Origin of the sequence: Pseudomonas lijiangensis, from assembly GCF_018968705.1 — a bacterium.
GTDB lineage: Bacteria > Pseudomonadota > Gammaproteobacteria > Pseudomonadales > Pseudomonadaceae > Aquipseudomonas > Aquipseudomonas lijiangensis.
In genome coordinates, this window is sequence record NZ_CP076668.1 from 3,731,282 (window position 1) to 3,747,565 (window position 16,284).

The 16,284-nt window shown below is 59.2% G+C and carries 13 protein-coding genes and 2 pseudogenes; 5 read left to right on the top strand and 10 right to left on the bottom strand.

Annotation, left to right across the window (positions count from 1 at the left end):
• Positions 1 to 395: 395 nt before the first annotated feature.
• The 4 genes and pseudogenes from KQP88_RS15250 to KQP88_RS15260 all read right to left on the bottom strand — a co-directional run.
• A pseudogene (locus KQP88_RS15250) lies at positions 396 to 1,556 on the bottom strand (methyl-accepting chemotaxis protein); the annotation flags it as partial.
• A 6-nt stretch (positions 1,557 to 1,562) separates the two neighbouring features.
• A pseudogene (locus KQP88_RS25630) lies at positions 1,563 to 2,036 on the bottom strand (MCP four helix bundle domain-containing protein); the annotation flags it as partial.
• A gap of 172 nt (positions 2,037 to 2,208) precedes the next feature.
• A complete protein-coding gene (locus KQP88_RS15255) occupies positions 2,209 to 3,144 on the bottom strand; it encodes a LysR family transcriptional regulator (RefSeq protein ID WP_216703510.1) in 936 nt (311 codons plus the stop codon).
• Positions 3,145 to 3,286: 142 nt separating this feature from the next.
• Positions 3,287 to 4,387, bottom strand: a complete 1,101-nt coding sequence (locus KQP88_RS15260; protein WP_216703511.1) for an MBL fold metallo-hydrolase — start codon at positions 4,385 to 4,387, stop codon at positions 3,287 to 3,289.
• Positions 4,388 to 4,580: 193 nt separating this feature from the next.
• Here KQP88_RS15260 and KQP88_RS15265 point away from each other — a divergent pair, with 193 nt between their 5' ends.
• Positions 4,581 to 5,201 carry a TetR/AcrR family transcriptional regulator gene (locus KQP88_RS15265; RefSeq protein ID WP_198727500.1) on the top strand — a complete coding sequence of 207 codons (621 nt, stop codon included), beginning with the start codon at positions 4,581 to 4,583 and terminating at the stop codon, positions 5,199 to 5,201.
• Here KQP88_RS15265 and KQP88_RS15270 read toward each other — a convergent pair.
• Positions 5,185 to 5,862, bottom strand: coding sequence for a DJ-1/PfpI family protein (locus KQP88_RS15270; RefSeq protein WP_216703512.1), 678 nt, complete (start codon positions 5,860 to 5,862; stop codon positions 5,185 to 5,187). The two genes, KQP88_RS15265 and KQP88_RS15270, sit on opposite strands and share 17 nt — an antisense overlap.
• A 111-nt stretch (positions 5,863 to 5,973) precedes the next feature.
• Between KQP88_RS15270 and KQP88_RS15275 the strand changes: the two genes are divergently transcribed.
• Positions 5,974 to 6,954 carry a GlxA family transcriptional regulator gene (locus KQP88_RS15275; protein WP_216705973.1) on the top strand — a complete coding sequence of 327 codons (981 nt, stop codon included), beginning with the start codon at positions 5,974 to 5,976 and terminating at the stop codon, positions 6,952 to 6,954.
• Between the two features lie 193 nt (positions 6,955 to 7,147).
• Here the strand turns inward: KQP88_RS15275 and fahA are convergent, their stop codons facing one another.
• The gene (gene fahA, locus KQP88_RS15280; RefSeq protein WP_216703513.1) at positions 7,148 to 8,452 is read right to left on the bottom strand and encodes a fumarylacetoacetase; all 1,305 of its coding nucleotides are present in this window, start codon (positions 8,450 to 8,452) and stop codon (positions 7,148 to 7,150) included.
• Positions 8,452 to 9,756, bottom strand: coding sequence for a homogentisate 1,2-dioxygenase (gene hmgA / locus KQP88_RS15285; protein WP_216703514.1), 1,305 nt, complete (start codon positions 9,754 to 9,756; stop codon positions 8,452 to 8,454). The genes fahA and hmgA overlap by 1 nt, the downstream gene beginning before the upstream one ends.
• A 129-nt stretch (positions 9,757 to 9,885) precedes the next feature.
• Between hmgA and KQP88_RS15290 the strand changes: the two genes are divergently transcribed.
• Entirely contained in the window at positions 9,886 to 10,662 is a 777-nt protein-coding gene (locus KQP88_RS15290) for an IclR family transcriptional regulator (RefSeq protein WP_216703515.1), read from the top strand.
• 99 nt (positions 10,663 to 10,761) lie between these two features.
• Here KQP88_RS15290 and hppD read toward each other — a convergent pair whose 3' ends face one another.
• From hppD to glcC, 3 genes are all read right to left on the bottom strand, one after another.
• Positions 10,762 to 11,838, bottom strand: coding sequence for a 4-hydroxyphenylpyruvate dioxygenase (gene hppD / locus KQP88_RS15295; protein ID WP_200993256.1), 1,077 nt, complete (start codon positions 11,836 to 11,838; stop codon positions 10,762 to 10,764).
• A 145-nt stretch (positions 11,839 to 11,983) separates the two neighbouring features.
• Positions 11,984 to 12,649 (bottom strand): maleylacetoacetate isomerase, encoded by a 666-nt coding sequence (gene maiA / locus KQP88_RS15300; RefSeq protein WP_216703516.1) that lies wholly within the window; start codon positions 12,647 to 12,649, stop codon positions 11,984 to 11,986.
• An 84-nt stretch (positions 12,650 to 12,733) separates the two neighbouring features.
• Complete coding sequence (glcC, locus tag KQP88_RS15305) at positions 12,734 to 13,501, bottom strand: transcriptional regulator GlcC (protein ID WP_216703517.1); 768 nt, start codon at positions 13,499 to 13,501, stop codon at positions 12,734 to 12,736.
• A gap of 222 nt (positions 13,502 to 13,723) precedes the next feature.
• Here glcC and glcD point away from each other — a divergent pair, with 222 nt between their 5' ends.
• Both glcD and glcE read left to right on the top strand, forming a co-directional pair.
• On the top strand, positions 13,724 to 15,223 hold the full coding sequence (gene glcD / locus KQP88_RS15310; protein ID WP_216703518.1) for a glycolate oxidase subunit GlcD: 1,500 nt from the start codon (positions 13,724 to 13,726) through the stop codon (positions 15,221 to 15,223).
• Entirely contained in the window at positions 15,223 to 16,284 is a 1,062-nt protein-coding gene (gene glcE / locus KQP88_RS15315) for a glycolate oxidase subunit GlcE (RefSeq protein WP_216703519.1), read from the top strand. Before glcD ends, glcE begins: the two co-directional genes overlap by 1 nt.

The following is a 16,284-nucleotide window of genomic DNA, read 5'->3' on the forward strand; positions in this document are numbered from 1 at the left end:
GCAACACATTTTCAGCGCCTGAAAGCTTGGCTGTCGCGGCCAAGGCCCCTCCCACGGATTGTGATCCAGCCACCTGCTTTTTGAATCAGGTATTCGCGAAAAGCCCCCGCACCCAAAGAAAATCCATCGCCTTCAACGCCGTCTCGCGAATGAATTCGCTCCTACGCGGTCGTGAACTGTGTGGTTTCTGTTGGAGCCTGGGTAACTGCGTACTCCCGCTTCCTGAACAACTTTGCGAAAGGCAAGCGCACGAATAACTTGCGGTGCTCGCCGATATCTTCCTGAATCTTCTGAATCTGCATATGACGCCAGTACCTGCCCGAAATGAAAAAGGGCAGTATCACTCATCTCAAGTGATACCGCCCTTCGAGAGGCCTGCCGAAAATGCTAAGTCTTCAAAGCTGAAACTTGGCTACCAGCACGTTAAAGGACGTGGCCAGACGCGAAAGCTCCTGACTCGACGCACTGGTCTGGTTGGCACCCGCCGCGCTCTGGGTCGAGAGGTCCTGGATGTTCAGCAGGTTGCGGTCCACTTCACGGGCCACCTGAGCCTGTTCTTCGGAAGCCGAAGCAATCACCAGATTGCGCTCGTTGATGGTCGCGACACCATCGGTAATCTTGACCAGCGCCGAACCTGCACGCTCTGCCAGTTCCTGAGTGTTGGTGGCCAGCGACAGGCTCTTGCCCATGGCCGCAACCGCACCGTCGGCACCCGCCTGGACAGTACCGATCATGCCTTCGATTTCCACGGTCGAAGCCTGGGTGCGATGAGCCAGGGCACGCACTTCATCGGCCACTACGGCAAAACCACGTCCCTGCTCACCGGCACGGGCTGCTTCAATGGCAGCATTCAACGCCAGCAGGTTGGTCTGTTCAGCGATGCTGCGGATCACTTCCAGCACCTTGCTGATATCACGGACATGACCGGCCAGTTGCGCAACCGCCTCGGTCGACTGAGTAATTTCACTGACCATGGTGGTGATGCCCTTGACGGTCTGATCCACCTGGCCACGGCCCTGCACAGCATCGTCAGTCGCGGTTTTCGACGCTTCGGAAGTCGACACGGCGTTGCGGGCAACTTCTTCGACCGCTGCGGTCATCTGGTTGACGGCCGTGGCCGCCTGCTGGATTTCGTCATTCTGACGGGTCAGCCCGCGAGTGCTTTCGTCGGTGACAGCGCTCAGTTCCTCGGCAGCCGAAGCCAGTTGCCCCGAAGCGCTGGCGATCTCCTGAATGGTGTATTTGAGACCGCCCTGCATGTCGGACAGCGCATTGAGCAATTGGCCGGCTTCGTCGCCACGATCAGAAGCGATAGGTTGAGTCAGATCCCCCTTGGCGATGCGCTGGGCACTGGCGACTGCAATGGCCAGAGGACCGGTAATCATGCGGGTAATCAGGATGCCCAGAATGATGGCGACGATAAAAGCGATAATGACGCCCGTCGACAGCATCACAATGGCGCTGGACTTGAGTTCGGCAGCAGCAATCGCACCTTCCTTGATCTGGCGATTGTTGGAGTCGATCATGATCCGCACCAGACTGCGAGCCTTGGAGAAACCCTCGCCAGAGAGTTCGTTCAGGCGATTGCGTGCCCCGGCCAGATCACCCGCTGTCATGAGCTCCGTTACTCTACTGGCACCCGCAATGTAAGCAGGCATGAGCTTCTCGAACTCATCCCCGGCGGCTCGCTCATCATCCTCCAGAGGCGTTGCGCGGTAAGTGGCAAACACCTTCTGCATACGCTCCAGATCCGACGCAATTGCCTGACGAACCCTCTCCTTGTCCGCCTCCGGTACGCCGCCATCCTGGGCATCGAGCAACCTGTAGAGCCCACGGTTATGGGCGGTCAGGCTGGTCAGGGTTTCATTGGTGTTAGCCACCGAGACCAGATTGTTGGAAAAGGTCAACGCCAGGGCATCGGCCAATCGACTGATTCCCACCATACCCAGGCCACCTACAGACAGGGTAATCAGAGCACAGAAGATAAAAGCTGCCAGCAACTTGGTCGAAAACTTGGACTGACTCAGAATATTCATGTTGCGAACTCGCAGGAAAGGAGAAGGAACCAGATGCAGAAAATTTCAGGAAGCGTTTCTGTGACATCATATTGCCTTCATTAATTCGCAAAATTTTCACAAATTTTTATTTTTCTGCTTTTCCTTGCTGAGTTCCCTCCTGCAGGACCCCGCAAGCACGCAACATGATGACTCAGAGCAACCCCTGCTCCGCACAGACCTTCACCACCTGTTCGCGAAACCAGCCATTGGCTTCGTCTTCCTCAAGATGCCTGCTCCAGACCATATCCAGAGTGAATTCCGGCAGATCAGGGGGCAGTTCAAATACAGCGACCCAGGAGGCGGTGGCCAGCAGGGTCTGGATGCGGCGTGGCATGACCAGAATGAAATCGGTCCCCTCCAGCAGTTGCAACGCTGCACGGTAACTGTTGGCGCGGGTGATGATGTGCCGCTCGCGTCCCTGGCGCTGCAACCAGCCATCCACCATATTGGTGTCGGACGTCCAGGGTGTCGGGTACACATGATGGCGTTGGGTGAAGGTTTCGAGATCGATGCTGGCGCACTGGGGCGCGAACTGTGCGTCCATGACGCAGACAAGGTCGTCTTCCAGCAGAACCTGCTTCGCCAGCCCTTCGGGAATGCGATGAAAGCCAGGGCCGAAACACAAAGCCAGATCGAACTGGCCCTCATTCAGAGCCTGGGCAGGCAGTTCCTTGTTCAGCTTCTGAACGTTGACGGTCACGGTAAATCCGGCAGCGATAAAGCTGCGCATCAGATGCGGCAGCACCAGCAGCTCGAAATACTCGGGGGCGCAGACTGTGAAGGTTGTCTGCCGGCTGCTGGGGTTGAACAGTTGCAGTCCGTCATGGCACAGATTGACTTTCTGCAGGATCTGCTGCACATGGCTGTGCATGGCAATGGCCTTGCGCGTCGGGCGCATGCCGTTGCGGGTGCTGATGAACAAATCGTCTTCGAAGTTGGCCCGCAACTTCTTCAAGCAGTAACTGACCGTCGACTGGCTGACATGCAGTGCTTCCGACACCAGTGTCAGATTGCGCTGCTCGTAAACCGAAACGAAGACCATAAGGTCCTGCATGTCGAGCTTTCTGAGAGCATTACTGTTGAGCATCGAGTTTTCTCGTGGCACTGACGGCAGATCAAGTCAGCGCTAGCAAGATAACATCAAAACACGATCACGCCGTCTCCCCCTTCAACGTCACCGGATCCTGTGAGGACTCACATCATTACAGGGTGTAACAAACCTCGATACATCAGGCATTTTGCTGACGGCAGTCGCAACGCGCATGAGGCTCCGGCCTTGTAACCACAGCCTTCGCAGGCTCATCGGTTTCCTCTACTTCCAGCCACCAGGTTTCACCACGGCACGGGTACTGGATGTAGAACGGCTGCCCCATGAGCGGCGTGGTAATGGAGACATTCTTCTCCCAGGCCAGCGCCAGAATACGGTCGAAGGGCTCGTGCCAGGCATGCATCGCCAGATCGAAAGTGCCGTTGTGAATCGGCAGCAGCCAACGGCCACGCAGGTCGATATGCGCTTGCAGGGTCTGCTCCGGTTGCATGTGCACATCCGGCCACTGGACGTTATAGGCACCGGTTTCCATAAGGGTCAGGTCGAAGGGGCCGTATTGCTCGCCGATGGTTTTGAAGCCATCGAAGTAGCCGGAGTCGCCACTGAAGAAGATCCGCTGCTCATCCGCCAGAATCACCCAGGAGGCCCAGAGGGTCTGATTGCTGTCGAGCAGGGTCCGCCCGGAAAAGTGCTGTGAAGGTGTGGCAACAAAACGGATGCCCGACACTTCTGCGGATTGCCACCAGTCGAGTTGCCGCACCTTGTGCACCGGAACGCCCCACTCGATCAAGGTATCGCCCACGCCCAAGGGGGTCAGGAAGTGCTCGGTCTTGTCCATCAGGGTCTTGATGGTCATGTGATCGAGATGATCGTAGTGATTGTGCGAAAGAATGACTGCCTTGAGTGGCGGCAGATCTTCAAGGCTGATCGGCGGTTGGTGGAAACGTTTCGGGCCGGCCCACTGCACGGGCGAAGCACGCTCGGCAAACACCGGATCCGTCAGCCAGAACTCATTGTGCAGCTTGAGCAGCACGGTGGAGTGCCCGAGGCGATACACCGTATTGTTCGGGGCTGCCAGCAATTGCTGGCGTGACAGCGACTGGACCGGAATCTCGCCTGCTGGCCGAGTGTCACGTGGCTTGTTGAACATGGCATTCCAGAACACCCCCAGGGTGCGGACAAACCCCAGCGACTTGACCGGCGCATGGTTGCGATAGCGCCCCTCATGACGAGACAAGACAGGCAATGAAGCGGCATCTGTTTTTGGGGGATTCATGGCCATGATGTACTGACTCCTGATAACAGGTCGAGATTCCTGCCGTGCTGAATCAAGCTATACGCACCTTGCGGAACGTGGCGTGAAAATGTGTAACAGTGTTTTACACTACACGGTGTAGTTTTAAGCTTGCATGATTGGCTACGACAAGTAAACTGCCGAGTGTAATTTTCTCTAAACGCACGTTTGAAGCGAACCTATGAAAGCCCCCATGCGACTTACCGACCAGAAACGCGAAGCCATTGTCCTGGCAGCCATTGCCGAGTTTCGTGATCGCGGCTTCGAAGTCACCAGCATGGACCGCATCGCGGCACGGGCCGAAGTTTCCAAGCGCACGGTCTATAACCACTTCCCCAGCAAGGAAGAGCTCTTCGCGGAAATCATTCAACGCCTGTGGGCGTGCGCGTTCCCCTCGCCCGACGAGCCTTACAAGGCCGATAAAGGACTGCGCGAACAACTGCGCGACTTGTTGCGACACAAGATGGACACCCTGGCAGACAGCAACTTCCTGGACCTGGCACGGGTGGTCGTGGGTGCGACCGTTCACTCCCCAGACCGTGCCCAGACATGGATGACCCGCCTCAACGAACGTGAAGAAACCTTCTCGGTCTGGATTCGCGCCGCCCAGAAGGATGGACGCCTGAAACCCGTCGACCCGGGCTTCGCTGCCGCCCAGATGCATGCCCTGCTCAAAGCTTTTTCCTTCTGGCCGCAACTGACCCTCAATGCCGAGATTCTCACCCCCGAGAAACAGACCGAAGTGATCGAATCGGCACTGGACATGTTTCTGGGCTGGTACGAGATCAAGCCCGCTCAGTGATTCGCCTGACGATCTCATGCCGCTGCTCCAGGGATGCCGCAAGACGCTGGCGGGTCATGTCCAGAACCCTCGCTGGCGCAGTGGCCGGACTGCCCGCTTCGAAAGGCGGTGCAGGAGCGTATTCCAGTTGCAGTTGAATCGCCTGGGCACTCTCGTCACCGAAGAGTTCGGCCGCCAGCGTCAGCGCAAAATCGATCCCCGCCGTCACCCCGCCGCCAGTCAACAGGTTGCCATCGCGCACCACGCGCCCTTGAGTGGCAATGACCCCAAAGGCCTCCAGCAATGAATGCGAGGCCCAATGAGTGGTTGCACGGCGTCCCTGTAAAAGCCCCGCTGCACCCAGCACCAGTGCGCCGGTACACACAGAAGTGACATAACGTGCCGTACACGCCTGATCTGCAATGAATGCCAGGGTCTGCTCGTCTTCCAGCAAGGCATTGATGCCCATGCCACCGGGAATGCAGATGACATCCAGCCGTGGGCAACCCTCGAAATCCACCGTAGGCACCAGCGTCAGGTGGGTGCTGGCCTTCAGCGGTTCCAGGGTTTTCCAGACCAGATGCACCTTGATGTCGGGCAACGAGGCAAATACTTCGTAAGGCCCGGTCAGATCCAGTTGCTGTACACCGGGAAACACCAGAAGGCCGATATGCAACGTCATCTCGATAACTCCTGCAGAAAGATGGGATGCATGAACTGTATCTGGACGGCCTCTGGCAGATATGCCATAAACCCCACCAATTACGCCAATCATCTCGATGAAGGTTGCTCCATGGCTGACAGCCAGAAAGTCATTCATATCCTTGCCTTCGCCGACGTTCAGGTCCTGGATGTCTGCGGGCCGCTGCAGGTGTTCGCCTCGGCCAACCGGCGTCTGGAAGGCTTGGGCAAACCGCTGCCTTATGCCATGAAAGTGGTAGCGGCCGAGCCCGGCAGTGTCATGTCGTCAGCGGGATTGGGGCTGCAGACATGGCCACTGCCCAGCGACGAGCCTTGCGATACGTTGATCATCGCTGGCGGTCGCGGCATCGGCGCCGCGATGGAAAATGCAGGCTTGGTGAACTGGATACAGCAGCAGGCAGCAACAGCCCGGCGCGTGACATCCGTCTGCTCGGGTGCGTTTCTCCTGGCGCAGACCGGGCTTCTGGATAATCGGCGCGTGGTCACCCATTGGGACAGTTGCGACAGGCTGGCCAAGCGTTTTCCGAGTTTACGGGTCGATCCCGATCCGATCTTCATCAATGACGGTCCGTTCTGGACATCGGCGGGCGTCACGGCGGGCATAGACCTGGCGCTGGCCCTGATCGAACAGGACCTCGGACATGCCATGGCGCTGGCAGTGGCCCGTGATCTGGTGGTTTTTCTCAAGCGCCCCGGTGGTCAGGCGCAGTTCAGCAACGCACTGTCGATGCAGCAAGCCAGCCATCCCACGCAAAACCGCTTCGCCGAGTTGCATGGCTGGCTGATGGAGAATCTGGATGACGATTTGTCGGTCACAAGCCTCGCTGCCCGGGTAGGCATGAGCGAACGCAGTTTTGTCCGCCACTACAGCGCCCAGACCGGCACGACACCGGCCAAGGCCGTCGAACAGCTTCGCGTCGAGGCTGCGCGACGCCTGTTGAGTGAGAGCACGCTGGGCATCAAACGCATCGCATCACAATGCGGTTTTGGCAGCGAAGAAACCCTGCGCCGCAGTTTTCTGCGGGCCCTGTCGGTCACGCCCCAGGCTTATCGGGAGCGGTTCAGGCACTGAGGCTGCGAGAGCATCAGCCCAGCACTACACCCTGATGCCGATCAGTTAAGAGGCTGATGTCAAAAAAGCAGGTGGCAAGATCACAATCCGTGGGAGGGGCCTTGGCCGCGACAGCCAGTTCAGGCGCTGAAAATGTGTTGCCTTCACGCTAGTCGTCGCGGCCAAGGCCCCTCCCACAAGTAACAGGTGTGCCTTAACTGATCGGCATTAGAATCACACCCCGACACTCGCCAAACCCGATCGACACCTGCCCTTCACGATGACAACGGGCGCGCAGGATCACTTCGTCGCCCGATTCCAGAAAACGACGCTCCTCGCCGCTGGGCAATGTCACCGTTTGCTTGCCGCCTTCGGTCATTTCCAGCAGGCTGCCGAACTGCCCGGCCTGGGGGCCGGACAAGGTTCCGGTGCCGAACAGATCACCCGGTTGCAGCTTGCAGCCGTTGACGCTGTGGTGCGTGACCATCTGCGCCACGGTCCAGTACATGTTCAGGCTGTTGCTCAGGGCCAGACGATAAGGTTCCAGGCCCTGAGCCTTCATCTGTTCGGTCAGCAGCAAGACCTCCAGTTCGATATCCAGCGCACCGTTTTCCTGATCCGCCGGATCCAGCAGGTACGGCAACGGCTGTGGATCGCCTTCGGGACGCGACGGTTGGGGGCTGCGAAACGGGGCCAGGGCTTCGGCGGTCACCACCCAGGGGGAAATTGTCGTGGCAAAACTCTTGGACAGGAACGGCCCCAGCGGTTGGTATTCCCAGGCCTGGATATCCCGTGCCGACCAGTCGTTGAGCAGGCAGAAACCGGCGATGTGCTCGCTTGCCCGATCAATCGCAATCGATGTGCCCTGCTCATTGCCAGGCCCGATCCACACGCCCATTTCCAGCTCATAATCCAGCCGCTTGCAGGGGCCGAAGGTCGGCACTTCCTGACCCGGAGCCAGTGTCTGGCCATTGGGGCGTTTGATGGGTGTACCGGAGATGCACAACGTTGACGCCCGACCGTGATAGGCGATGGGCACGTACTTGTAATTGGGCAGCAAAGGATTGTCCGGACGGAACAGTTTGCCGACGTTCGTGGCGTGGTGGATGCCGACGTAAAAATCCGTGTAATCCCCTACCCTCGCCGGCACATGCAGGCGGCACTCGCTCATCGGATGCAGAAGATTACTGACGGCCTCCAGGCGGGTACGTTGCGGGCTGTCTTCTGCGAGCAAGTGCAACAAGGCATGACGCAAGGTCCTCCGCGCCGTTGCACCCAGCGCAAAGAAGTCATTCAACTGATCACGGCTGGCGACCTCGGCGACGATCTGCGCTTCGCCCTCGAAGAAACCGGCCTGCACCGCTGCTTGCAGATCGAACACAAAATCCCCGATGGCCACGCCGCCACGAGGGCCTGTATCACCGTGGCTGAACACCCCCAGTGGCAGGTTCTGCAAGGGGAAATCGGGATGGCCGTTGGCCGAGGCAATCCAGCTGTGGCGGGTTGAAGAAGCATTCATCAAGGCTGTTCCTTATTGAAGAGGCTGGCCATGTCATTCCAGCAAGCGTCGTAGTCGCGTTGCAGTTGCTCACAGCTCAGGGCGTGACGGCTTGGGCGCAGCACTTTGCCGGTCTCGAACATGAAGGCCAGGGTGTTATCGATCTTGTGGGGTTTGAGCTCGGCGGCGATGGCTTTTGCTGCGGTGGCATTGTCGGGGCCGTGGGCGCTCATGCAGTTATGCAGCGACGCACCGCCGGGCATGAAGCCTTCGGCCTTGGCGTCGTAGACACCCTCGATCAGGCCCATGAATTCGCTCATCAGGTTGCGATGGAACCACGGCGGCCGGAAGGTGTTTTCCGCCACCATCCAGCGTGGCGGGAAGATCACGAAATCGATATTGGCCTGCCCATGCACCGCGCCCGGTGCCGTGAGCACCGTGAAGATCGACGGGTCCGGGTGATCGAAACTGACCGTACCGATGGTGTTGAAACGACGCAGGTCATACTTGTACGGCACGTTGTTGCCATGCCAGCCCACCACGTCGAAGGGCGAATGATCCAGTTGCGTGGACCACAGCTCACCGAGAAACTTCTGCACCAGTTCAACCGGCGTATCGCTGTTCTCGAACCGGGCGATGGGTGCCAGAAAGTCTCGCGGGTTGGCCAGCCCGTTGCTGCCGATAGGCCCCAGATCCGGCAGGCGCAACGCACAGCCATGGTTCTCGCAGATGTAGCCTCGGGCAGTGTCGTCCAGCAGTTGCACACTGAATTTCATGCCTCGGGGCAGTACCGCAATTTCCTGAGGCTCGATGTCCAGCAGCCCAAGCTCGGTAACGATGCGCAACCTTCCCTGCTGCGGCACCACCAGCCACTCGCCATCGGCATTGAAGAATGCCCGCTGCATCGAGGCATTGGCCCGGTAAACGTAAATGCTCACGCCCTCGGCCTGATCCGCGGCACTGGTACTGGCCAGCGCAATCAGGCCGTCGATGAAGTCAGTGGGTTCTGCAGGAATGTCGAAGGCATTCCAGCGCAGTCGATTGGGCGTGATCGGCCCTTGCTCAAGCCCCGTGATCTGTCGGGCCAGGCGCTCATAGCGAGGATGAGCAGCAGAAGGTTTGATCCGGTACAGCCAGGTACGCCGGGCCTCGGAGCGCGGAACCGTGAACGCAGTGCCGGACAGCAGTTCGGCATACAGCCCTAGCGCATGTTTCTGCGGAGAGTTCTGACCGACCGGCAAAGCACCGGGCAACGCTTCACTGCTGAAGTGATTGCCGAAACCGGACTGATACACCAGGGGTTCTCTATTGGAATGAACAGGCATCTGGACCTCTTGTTTTTATTGGGTCGCATAGCGGCGAATCAAAAATCGTAAATCAATTACGAATAACGTAATTTGAGTTTGAGGTGTGGTCAAGCTATAAAGCTGCCTTTCCAGATTGGCGCCCCACTCATGACCGATGAAATCGAAAACCCTGCCAGCGGGCGCCAGCAAAAGGTTCAGGCAGCCGAAGTCGGCCTTGGCGTGCTCAAGGCCCTGGCCGAACTGACACCTTCGACCTCGCTGTCAAAACTGGCCGAGCACTTGGGCATGCCGGCCAGCAAGGTACACCGCTACCTGCAAGCGCTGATTGCCAGCGGTTTTGCCGAACAGGACGGGGTCACCAACCACTATGGTCTGGGCCGTGAAGCCTTGCAGGTCGGATTGGCCTCGCTGGGCAAGCTGGACGTGCTGAAAGTCGCCGCGCCTCATTTGGCCACCTTGCGTGACGAGCTGAATCAGACCTGCTTCCTGGCAGTCTGGGGCAACAAAGGGCCGACGGTGGTGTATGTGGAGCAATCCACAGGCGCCGTCACGCTGGTGACTCAGATCGGTTCGGTATTACCCCTGCTGAGTTCATCTACTGGCCTGGTATTCGCCAGCTTTCTGGATGACCGGGAAACCGCCGCCCTGCGCGACCAGGAAACCCTGCACCTGAACACAGCGCAGCTCAAGGACGTCGAGCAACATGTCGAACAGATCCGCACCCATGGCGTGCATCAGATCCAAGGGTTGCTGATGCCTGGGGTCAACGCCGTGTCATCGCCGGTTTTTGCCATGGGCAACAAGCTGGCGGGAGTGGTGACGGTGGTGGGTTCGAGCGCGCTCCTGACGGGCAAGGCGCAGGACCTGGCGGCCGAGCAATTACTTGCAACGGCACAGGCGATCAGTGGGAGGATGGGGGGCTGAAAGCAGCAAGCCATAAGCTACAAGCTACAAGTGAGAAGCAAAAGCCCACTCGGATCTGCTCTTTCTTGCAGCTTATAGCTTGAAACTTGCCGCTCTCCTCTACTCCGCCATCAACACCCCACGCCGGATCTGATCACGTTCGATCGACTCGAACAGCGCCTTGAAATTGCCCTCGCCAAACCCGTCATCGCCCTTGCGCTGGATGAATTCGAAGAACACCGGCCCCATCAGGGTTTCGGAGAAGATCTGCAGCAGCAGACGACGCTGCCCGCCTTCGGACGAGCCATCGAGGAGGATGCCCCGGGATTTCAGCTCGGCTTCGGGTTCGCCGTGGTCAGGCAGGCGGCCTTCGAGCATTTCGTAGTAGGTTTCCGGCGGCGCGGTCATGAAGCGCATGCCGGTGGTTTTCAGGGCATCCCAGGTCTGGATGAGGTCATCGGTGAAGAACGCCACATGCTGGATGCCTTCACCATTGAACTGCATCAGGAACTCTTCGATCTGGCCTGCGCCTTTCGAGGACTCTTCGTTCAAGGGAATGCGGATCATGCCATCGGGTGCGGTCATGGCCTTCGACGTCAGGCCGGTGTATTCCCCCTTGATGTCGAAATAGCGGATTTCGCGAAAGTTGAACAGCTTTTCATAGAAGTTCGCCCAGTACGCCATGCGCCCGCGATAGACGTTATGGGTCAGGTGATCGATGAACTTCAGGCCTGCACCCACCGGATGCCGGTCCACGCCTTCAATGAAATTGAAGTCGATGTCATAGATCGAAGTGCCTTCGCCAAAACGGTCAATCAGGTACAGCGGCGCGCCACCAATGCCTTTGATCGCCGGCAAGCGCAACTCCATGGGCCCGGTGGCGATTTCCACGGGCTGGGCGCCCAGCTCAAGGGCGCGGCTATAGGCCTTTTGCGCATCCTTGACCCGAAACGCCATGCCGCACACCGACGGCCCGTGCTCCGCCGCAAAGTACGACGCCAGGCTGTGGGGCTCGTTGTTGAGAATCAGGTTGATCGCGCCTTGGCGATACAGCACCACATCCTTGGAGCGGTGGGTCGCGACCTTGGTGAAGCCCATCATCTCGAAGACAGGCTCAAGGGTATTGGGGGTCGGTGAGGCGAATTCGATGAATTCAAAGCCCATCAGGCCCATCGGGTTTTCGTAGAGATCAGCCATGGTCTGGCTCCTTGCAGGAAAAGTGAGAACGCGAGACAGCTCGAATCACTTTTCTGCGGGCGGCGCACAGGGAACGCCCCGGACGCTGCGGGCGAGGAAGTCACCAAAAATCAGTTGCAGACCCAGTGTTTTCATAAATCTCAGTCTAGTCCGGCTTGTCCGGTTGTGTGTCCGGGTGGGCCTTCAGAAAGGCAGGAAATTGCAGCGCCTGCTGCTCGACCCGGGCGATACGCGGATAAGCGCTCAGGTCGACCTTGAAGCGCCGCGCCGCATAGACCTGCGGTAGAAGATACACATCTGCCACGCTGGGCACATCACCCAGACAGAACACCGTCCCGTCAATCAACTGCTCGACGGTATTGAGCCCTTCGCGTATCCAGTGGCCAATCCAGTCGGTAATGGCGGCCTCGTCATGACCCAGGCCGCGCAACCGGTTGAGCACCGAAACATTGTGCAGCGGATGGGTATCGCAACCGATCACCGCCGCCACTGCTCGCTGCCTGGCACGCAACAGCAAATCCGTGGCAAGCAGAGGTGGCTGCGGATAGCGTTCTTCGAGGTATTCGATAATGGCGGGCGACTGGGTAATGACTTCACCGCTCTCAAGCTGCAAGGCCGGTACGCGGCACTGAGGATTGATGGCCTTGTAGGATGGCTTGAGATGTTCGCCGCCGTCAGCCACCAGATTGACCGGGATCGCGGTGTAATCCAGCCCCTTGAGTGCCAGGGCGATACGCACACGATAACTGGCCGTCGAGCGGTAGTAGGTAAACAGGCCAGGCCAGACGGTGTCTCGTGGGTGCGAATTCATCCGCGAATGCTCGTTATTATTTTTCGTAAATACATTACGTTATGCGTAAATTGCGGTATCGCCCGTCACCTGTCAAGCAATCCCTCACGTCCAGCCTTGCAGCCGCAACGTCGAGCGCACCAGTCGCTGCTCTTCGTTTTCGATCTCCCGCAGGTTTTCACTGATGCTCTGGATATGCGCGAGCGCGGCCTTGCGGGCCTGCTCCGGGAGACGGCCGGTCACGGCGTTGTACAGACGGGCATGCTGGCGGTCGATCTGGCGTTTCTGCGGTTCGCGGTGATAAAGATTGTTGACCGAGGCATAGACGGTGTTGAGCAGCAGATCGGTGAGCGAACGCAAGGTCTGCACCAGCACCGGGTTGTGGGAGGCCTCGCAAATGGCCAGATGGAAAGCATGATCGAGCCGGGCATGCTCGCTGGCTTCAAGCGCCTGGCTCTGGGCCGCGACCAGGGCGTCATAGCTGCGGGTGATCAGGACAAAATCGGCATCGGTGCCGCGCAAGGCCGCCAATCGCGCCGATTCACCTTCCAGCAGGCTGCGCACTTCAAACAGGTCATACAGGGTGCGCGGTTGCGAACCGAACAGATGCATCAGCGGCGATACCTGCTGCTGGCTGTTCATGTGGGCGACAAACGAGCCTTTGCCCTGCTCGGTTTCGATAATCCCCCTCGCCCGCAGCAGCTTCAGCCCTTCACGCAAGGCCGTACGGGAAACGCCAAGCTTTTCGGTCAGGCGACGCTCGGAAGGCAAGAGCTGCCCGACCTTCAGGACGCCATCGACGATCAGCCGCTCGATACGCTCACAGACCACATCCGCCACTTGTGTCGGCCGCGGCTTCGTAGAACCGTTCATCCTCGCTCCAACTGGTATGACCAGATTCAGTGAAAAACCGATGGCGAACCAGACCAATAACAACCCATTGATTAAAAATGTATTTTTCAAGATACAGCGCCACAACCTCTTGAAAAACTGGTTCGACCACTCCTGTAAAGCATGGACAGTAAGGCCCGCAGCACCAATGATGCAAGCCAGTCGCTGTACGCAAGCCCGACAAAAACAACAGTGGGTTGCACCATGAATATTCTCTACGACGAACGCATCGACGGCGCCCTGCCCGAGGTCGACAAGCAGCAACTGCTTGATGATCTGCAACGGCAGTTACCCGACCTGGATATCCTGCATCGCCCCGAAGAGCTTCGGCCCTACGAGTGCGATGGCCTGTCCGCCTATCGCACCACGCCCATGCTGGTGGTATTGCCCCGGCACCTGGAAGAAGTCCAGACCTTGCTCAGGCTGTGTCACGAACGGCGTGTGCCGGTGGTGGCTCGTGGCGCAGGCACCGGTCTTTCCGGGGGCGCCTTGCCGCTGGAGAAAGGCGTGTTGCTGGTAATGGCGCGCTTCAATCAGATCCTGGAAATCGACCCCGCCGCCCGTCTGGCCCGCGTCCAGCCGGGCGTGCGCAACCTGGCGATCTCTCAGGCAGCAGCGCCTCATGGCCTGTATTACGCGCCGGACCCTTCTTCGCAGATCGCCTGCTCCATCGGTGGCAATGTCGCGGAAAACGCAGGCGGTGTGCATTGCCTCAAGTACGGCCTGACCGTCCACAACCTGCTCAAGGTCGAAATGCTCAGCGTCGAAGGTGAACCCATGACCCTGGGCGGCGAAGCGCTGGACTCGCCGGGCTTCGATCTGCTGGCGCTGTTTACCGGCTCCGAAGGCATGCTGGGGGTCATCACCGAAGTGACGGTCAAGCTGCTCCCAAAACCGCAGGTGGCCAAAGTGCTGCTGGCGGCTTTTGATTCGGTGGAAAAAGCCGGGCGCGCCGTGGGCGACATCATCGCGGCCGGGATCATCCCCGGCGGGCTGGAAATGATGGATAACCTGGCGATTCGTGCGGCCGAGGATTTCATCCATGCCGGTTATCCGGTCGATGCAGAAGCCATCCTGTTGTGTGAACTCGATGGCGTCGAAGCCGACGTGAACGATGACTGCCAGCGGGTCCGGGAAGTCTTGACCCGAGCCGGTGCCACCGAACTGCGTCAGGCCAGGGACGAAGCCGAACGGGTGCGCTTCTGGGCTGGGCGCAAGAATGCCTTCCCGGCGGTCGGGCGTCTGTCGCCGGATTACTACTGCATGGACGGCACCATTCCGCGCCGTGAGCTGCCCGGCGTCTTGCAGGGGATCACCCGACTGTCCGAAGAATACGGCCTGCGGGTCGCCAATGTGTTCCATGCCGGAGACGGCAATATGCACCCGCTGATCCTGTTCGATGCCAACCGGCCGGGGGAACTGGAACAAGCCGAGAACCTGGGCGGCAAGATCCTTGAGCTGTGCGTTGCGGTGGGCGGCAGCATCACCGGTGAGCACGGCGTCGGACGGGAAAAGATCAATCAGATGTGCGCCCAGTTCAACAGCGATGAGCTGACCTTTTTCCACGCCATCAAAGCGGCTTTCGATGCCAGCGGCATGCTCAACCCGGGCAAGAACATTCCGACCCTGCACCGCTGCGCGGAATTCGGCGCCATGCATATCCACGGAGGCCAGTTGCCCTTCCCTGAACTGGAGCGTTTCTGATGGCCACGCCCCATGACCGCGATGCCAGCCAGAGCCTGCTCGATCAGGTCACTCTGGCCCTGCAAGACGCTACGCCATTGAGGATTCAGGGCGGCAACAGCAAGCATTTCCTGGGCCGCAACGTGACAGGCAAAGTGCTCGATACACGCGAACACCGGGGCATTGTCAGCTATGACCCCACGGAGCTGGTGATTACCGCTCGCGCCGGCACGCCGTTGAGCGAACTGATGCAAGTACTCGATGACGCCGGGCAGATGCTGCCCTGCGAACCACCGGCGTTTGGCGAAGCCACCGTCGGAGGCGTCGTCGCCGCCGGGCTGTCCGGGCCGCGCAGGCCATGGTCGGGCTCGGTGCGGGATTTCATGCTGGGTACGCGGTTGATTACCGGGCTGGGCAAGCATCTGCGCTTTGGCGGCGAAGTGATGAAAAACGTCGCCGGTTACGACGTGTCACGGTTGATGACCGGCAGCCTGGGTTGCCTTGGGCTGTTGACCGAAGTCTCTCTCAAGGTCCTGCCCAAACCGCGACAGTGCAGCAGCATTGCTCTGGAAATGAACAGCGCCCAGGCTCTGCAACGTCTGGCTCAATGGGGACAGCAGCCGATGCCGATCAGCGCCGCCAGTCATGATGGCCGTGTCCTGTATCTGCGCCTTGAAGGAGGCGAAGGTTCGGTAAACGCTGCACGGGACCGACTCGGCGGTCAGGCACTGGACGCCGGTTACTGGCAGGACCTGAACGAACAGCGCCTGGACTTCTTTCTCGACAGTCGCCCGCTATGGCGCTTGTCGGTCCCCAACAATACCGGCGTGCTGGACTTGCCCGGCGAGCAGTTGATCGACTGGGGCGGCGCGCAACGCTGGCTGAAATCCGACGCCGAAGGCGACACGATCCGCCAGATGGTCAAGGCCATCGGCGGCCATGCAACCTGCTACCAGCCGGGTCACGAAGACAGTCCGTTCCAGCCGCTGGCCACACCGCTGCTGCGCTATCACCAACAACTCAAGGCCCGGCTCGATCCTCATGGCATCTTCAACCCTGGCCGAATGTACGCGGAGTTCTGA

Coding starts and splice junctions, on each gene's coding strand:
- KQP88_RS15290 (WP_216703515.1), top strand. CDS start 9,886: ATGACCGATGAAATCGAAAACCCTGCCAGCGGGCGCCAGCAAAAGGTT.
- glcE (WP_216703519.1), top strand. CDS start 15,223: ATGGCCACGCCCCATGACCGCGATGCCAGCCAGAGCCTGCTCGATCAG.
- hppD (WP_200993256.1), bottom strand. CDS start 11,838: ATGGCTGATCTCTACGAAAACCCGATGGGCCTGATGGGCTTTGAATTC.
- KQP88_RS15255 (WP_216703510.1), bottom strand. CDS start 3,144: ATGCTCAACAGTAATGCTCTCAGAAAGCTCGACATGCAGGACCTTATG.
- KQP88_RS15265 (WP_198727500.1), top strand. CDS start 4,581: ATGAAAGCCCCCATGCGACTTACCGACCAGAAACGCGAAGCCATTGTC.
- fahA (WP_216703513.1), bottom strand. CDS start 8,452: ATGAATGCTTCTTCAACCCGCCACAGCTGGATTGCCTCGGCCAACGGC.
- KQP88_RS15260 (WP_216703511.1), bottom strand. CDS start 4,387: ATGGCCATGAATCCCCCAAAAACAGATGCCGCTTCATTGCCTGTCTTG.
- glcC (WP_216703517.1), bottom strand. CDS start 13,501: ATGAACGGTTCTACGAAGCCGCGGCCGACACAAGTGGCGGATGTGGTC.
- hmgA (WP_216703514.1), bottom strand. CDS start 9,756: ATGCCTGTTCATTCCAATAGAGAACCCCTGGTGTATCAGTCCGGTTTC.
- KQP88_RS15270 (WP_216703512.1), bottom strand. CDS start 5,862: ATGACGTTGCATATCGGCCTTCTGGTGTTTCCCGGTGTACAGCAACTG.
- KQP88_RS15275 (WP_216705973.1), top strand. CDS start 5,974: ATGGCTGACAGCCAGAAAGTCATTCATATCCTTGCCTTCGCCGACGTT.
- maiA (WP_216703516.1), bottom strand. CDS start 12,649: ATGAATTCGCACCCACGAGACACCGTCTGGCCTGGCCTGTTTACCTAC.
- glcD (WP_216703518.1), top strand. CDS start 13,724: ATGAATATTCTCTACGACGAACGCATCGACGGCGCCCTGCCCGAGGTC.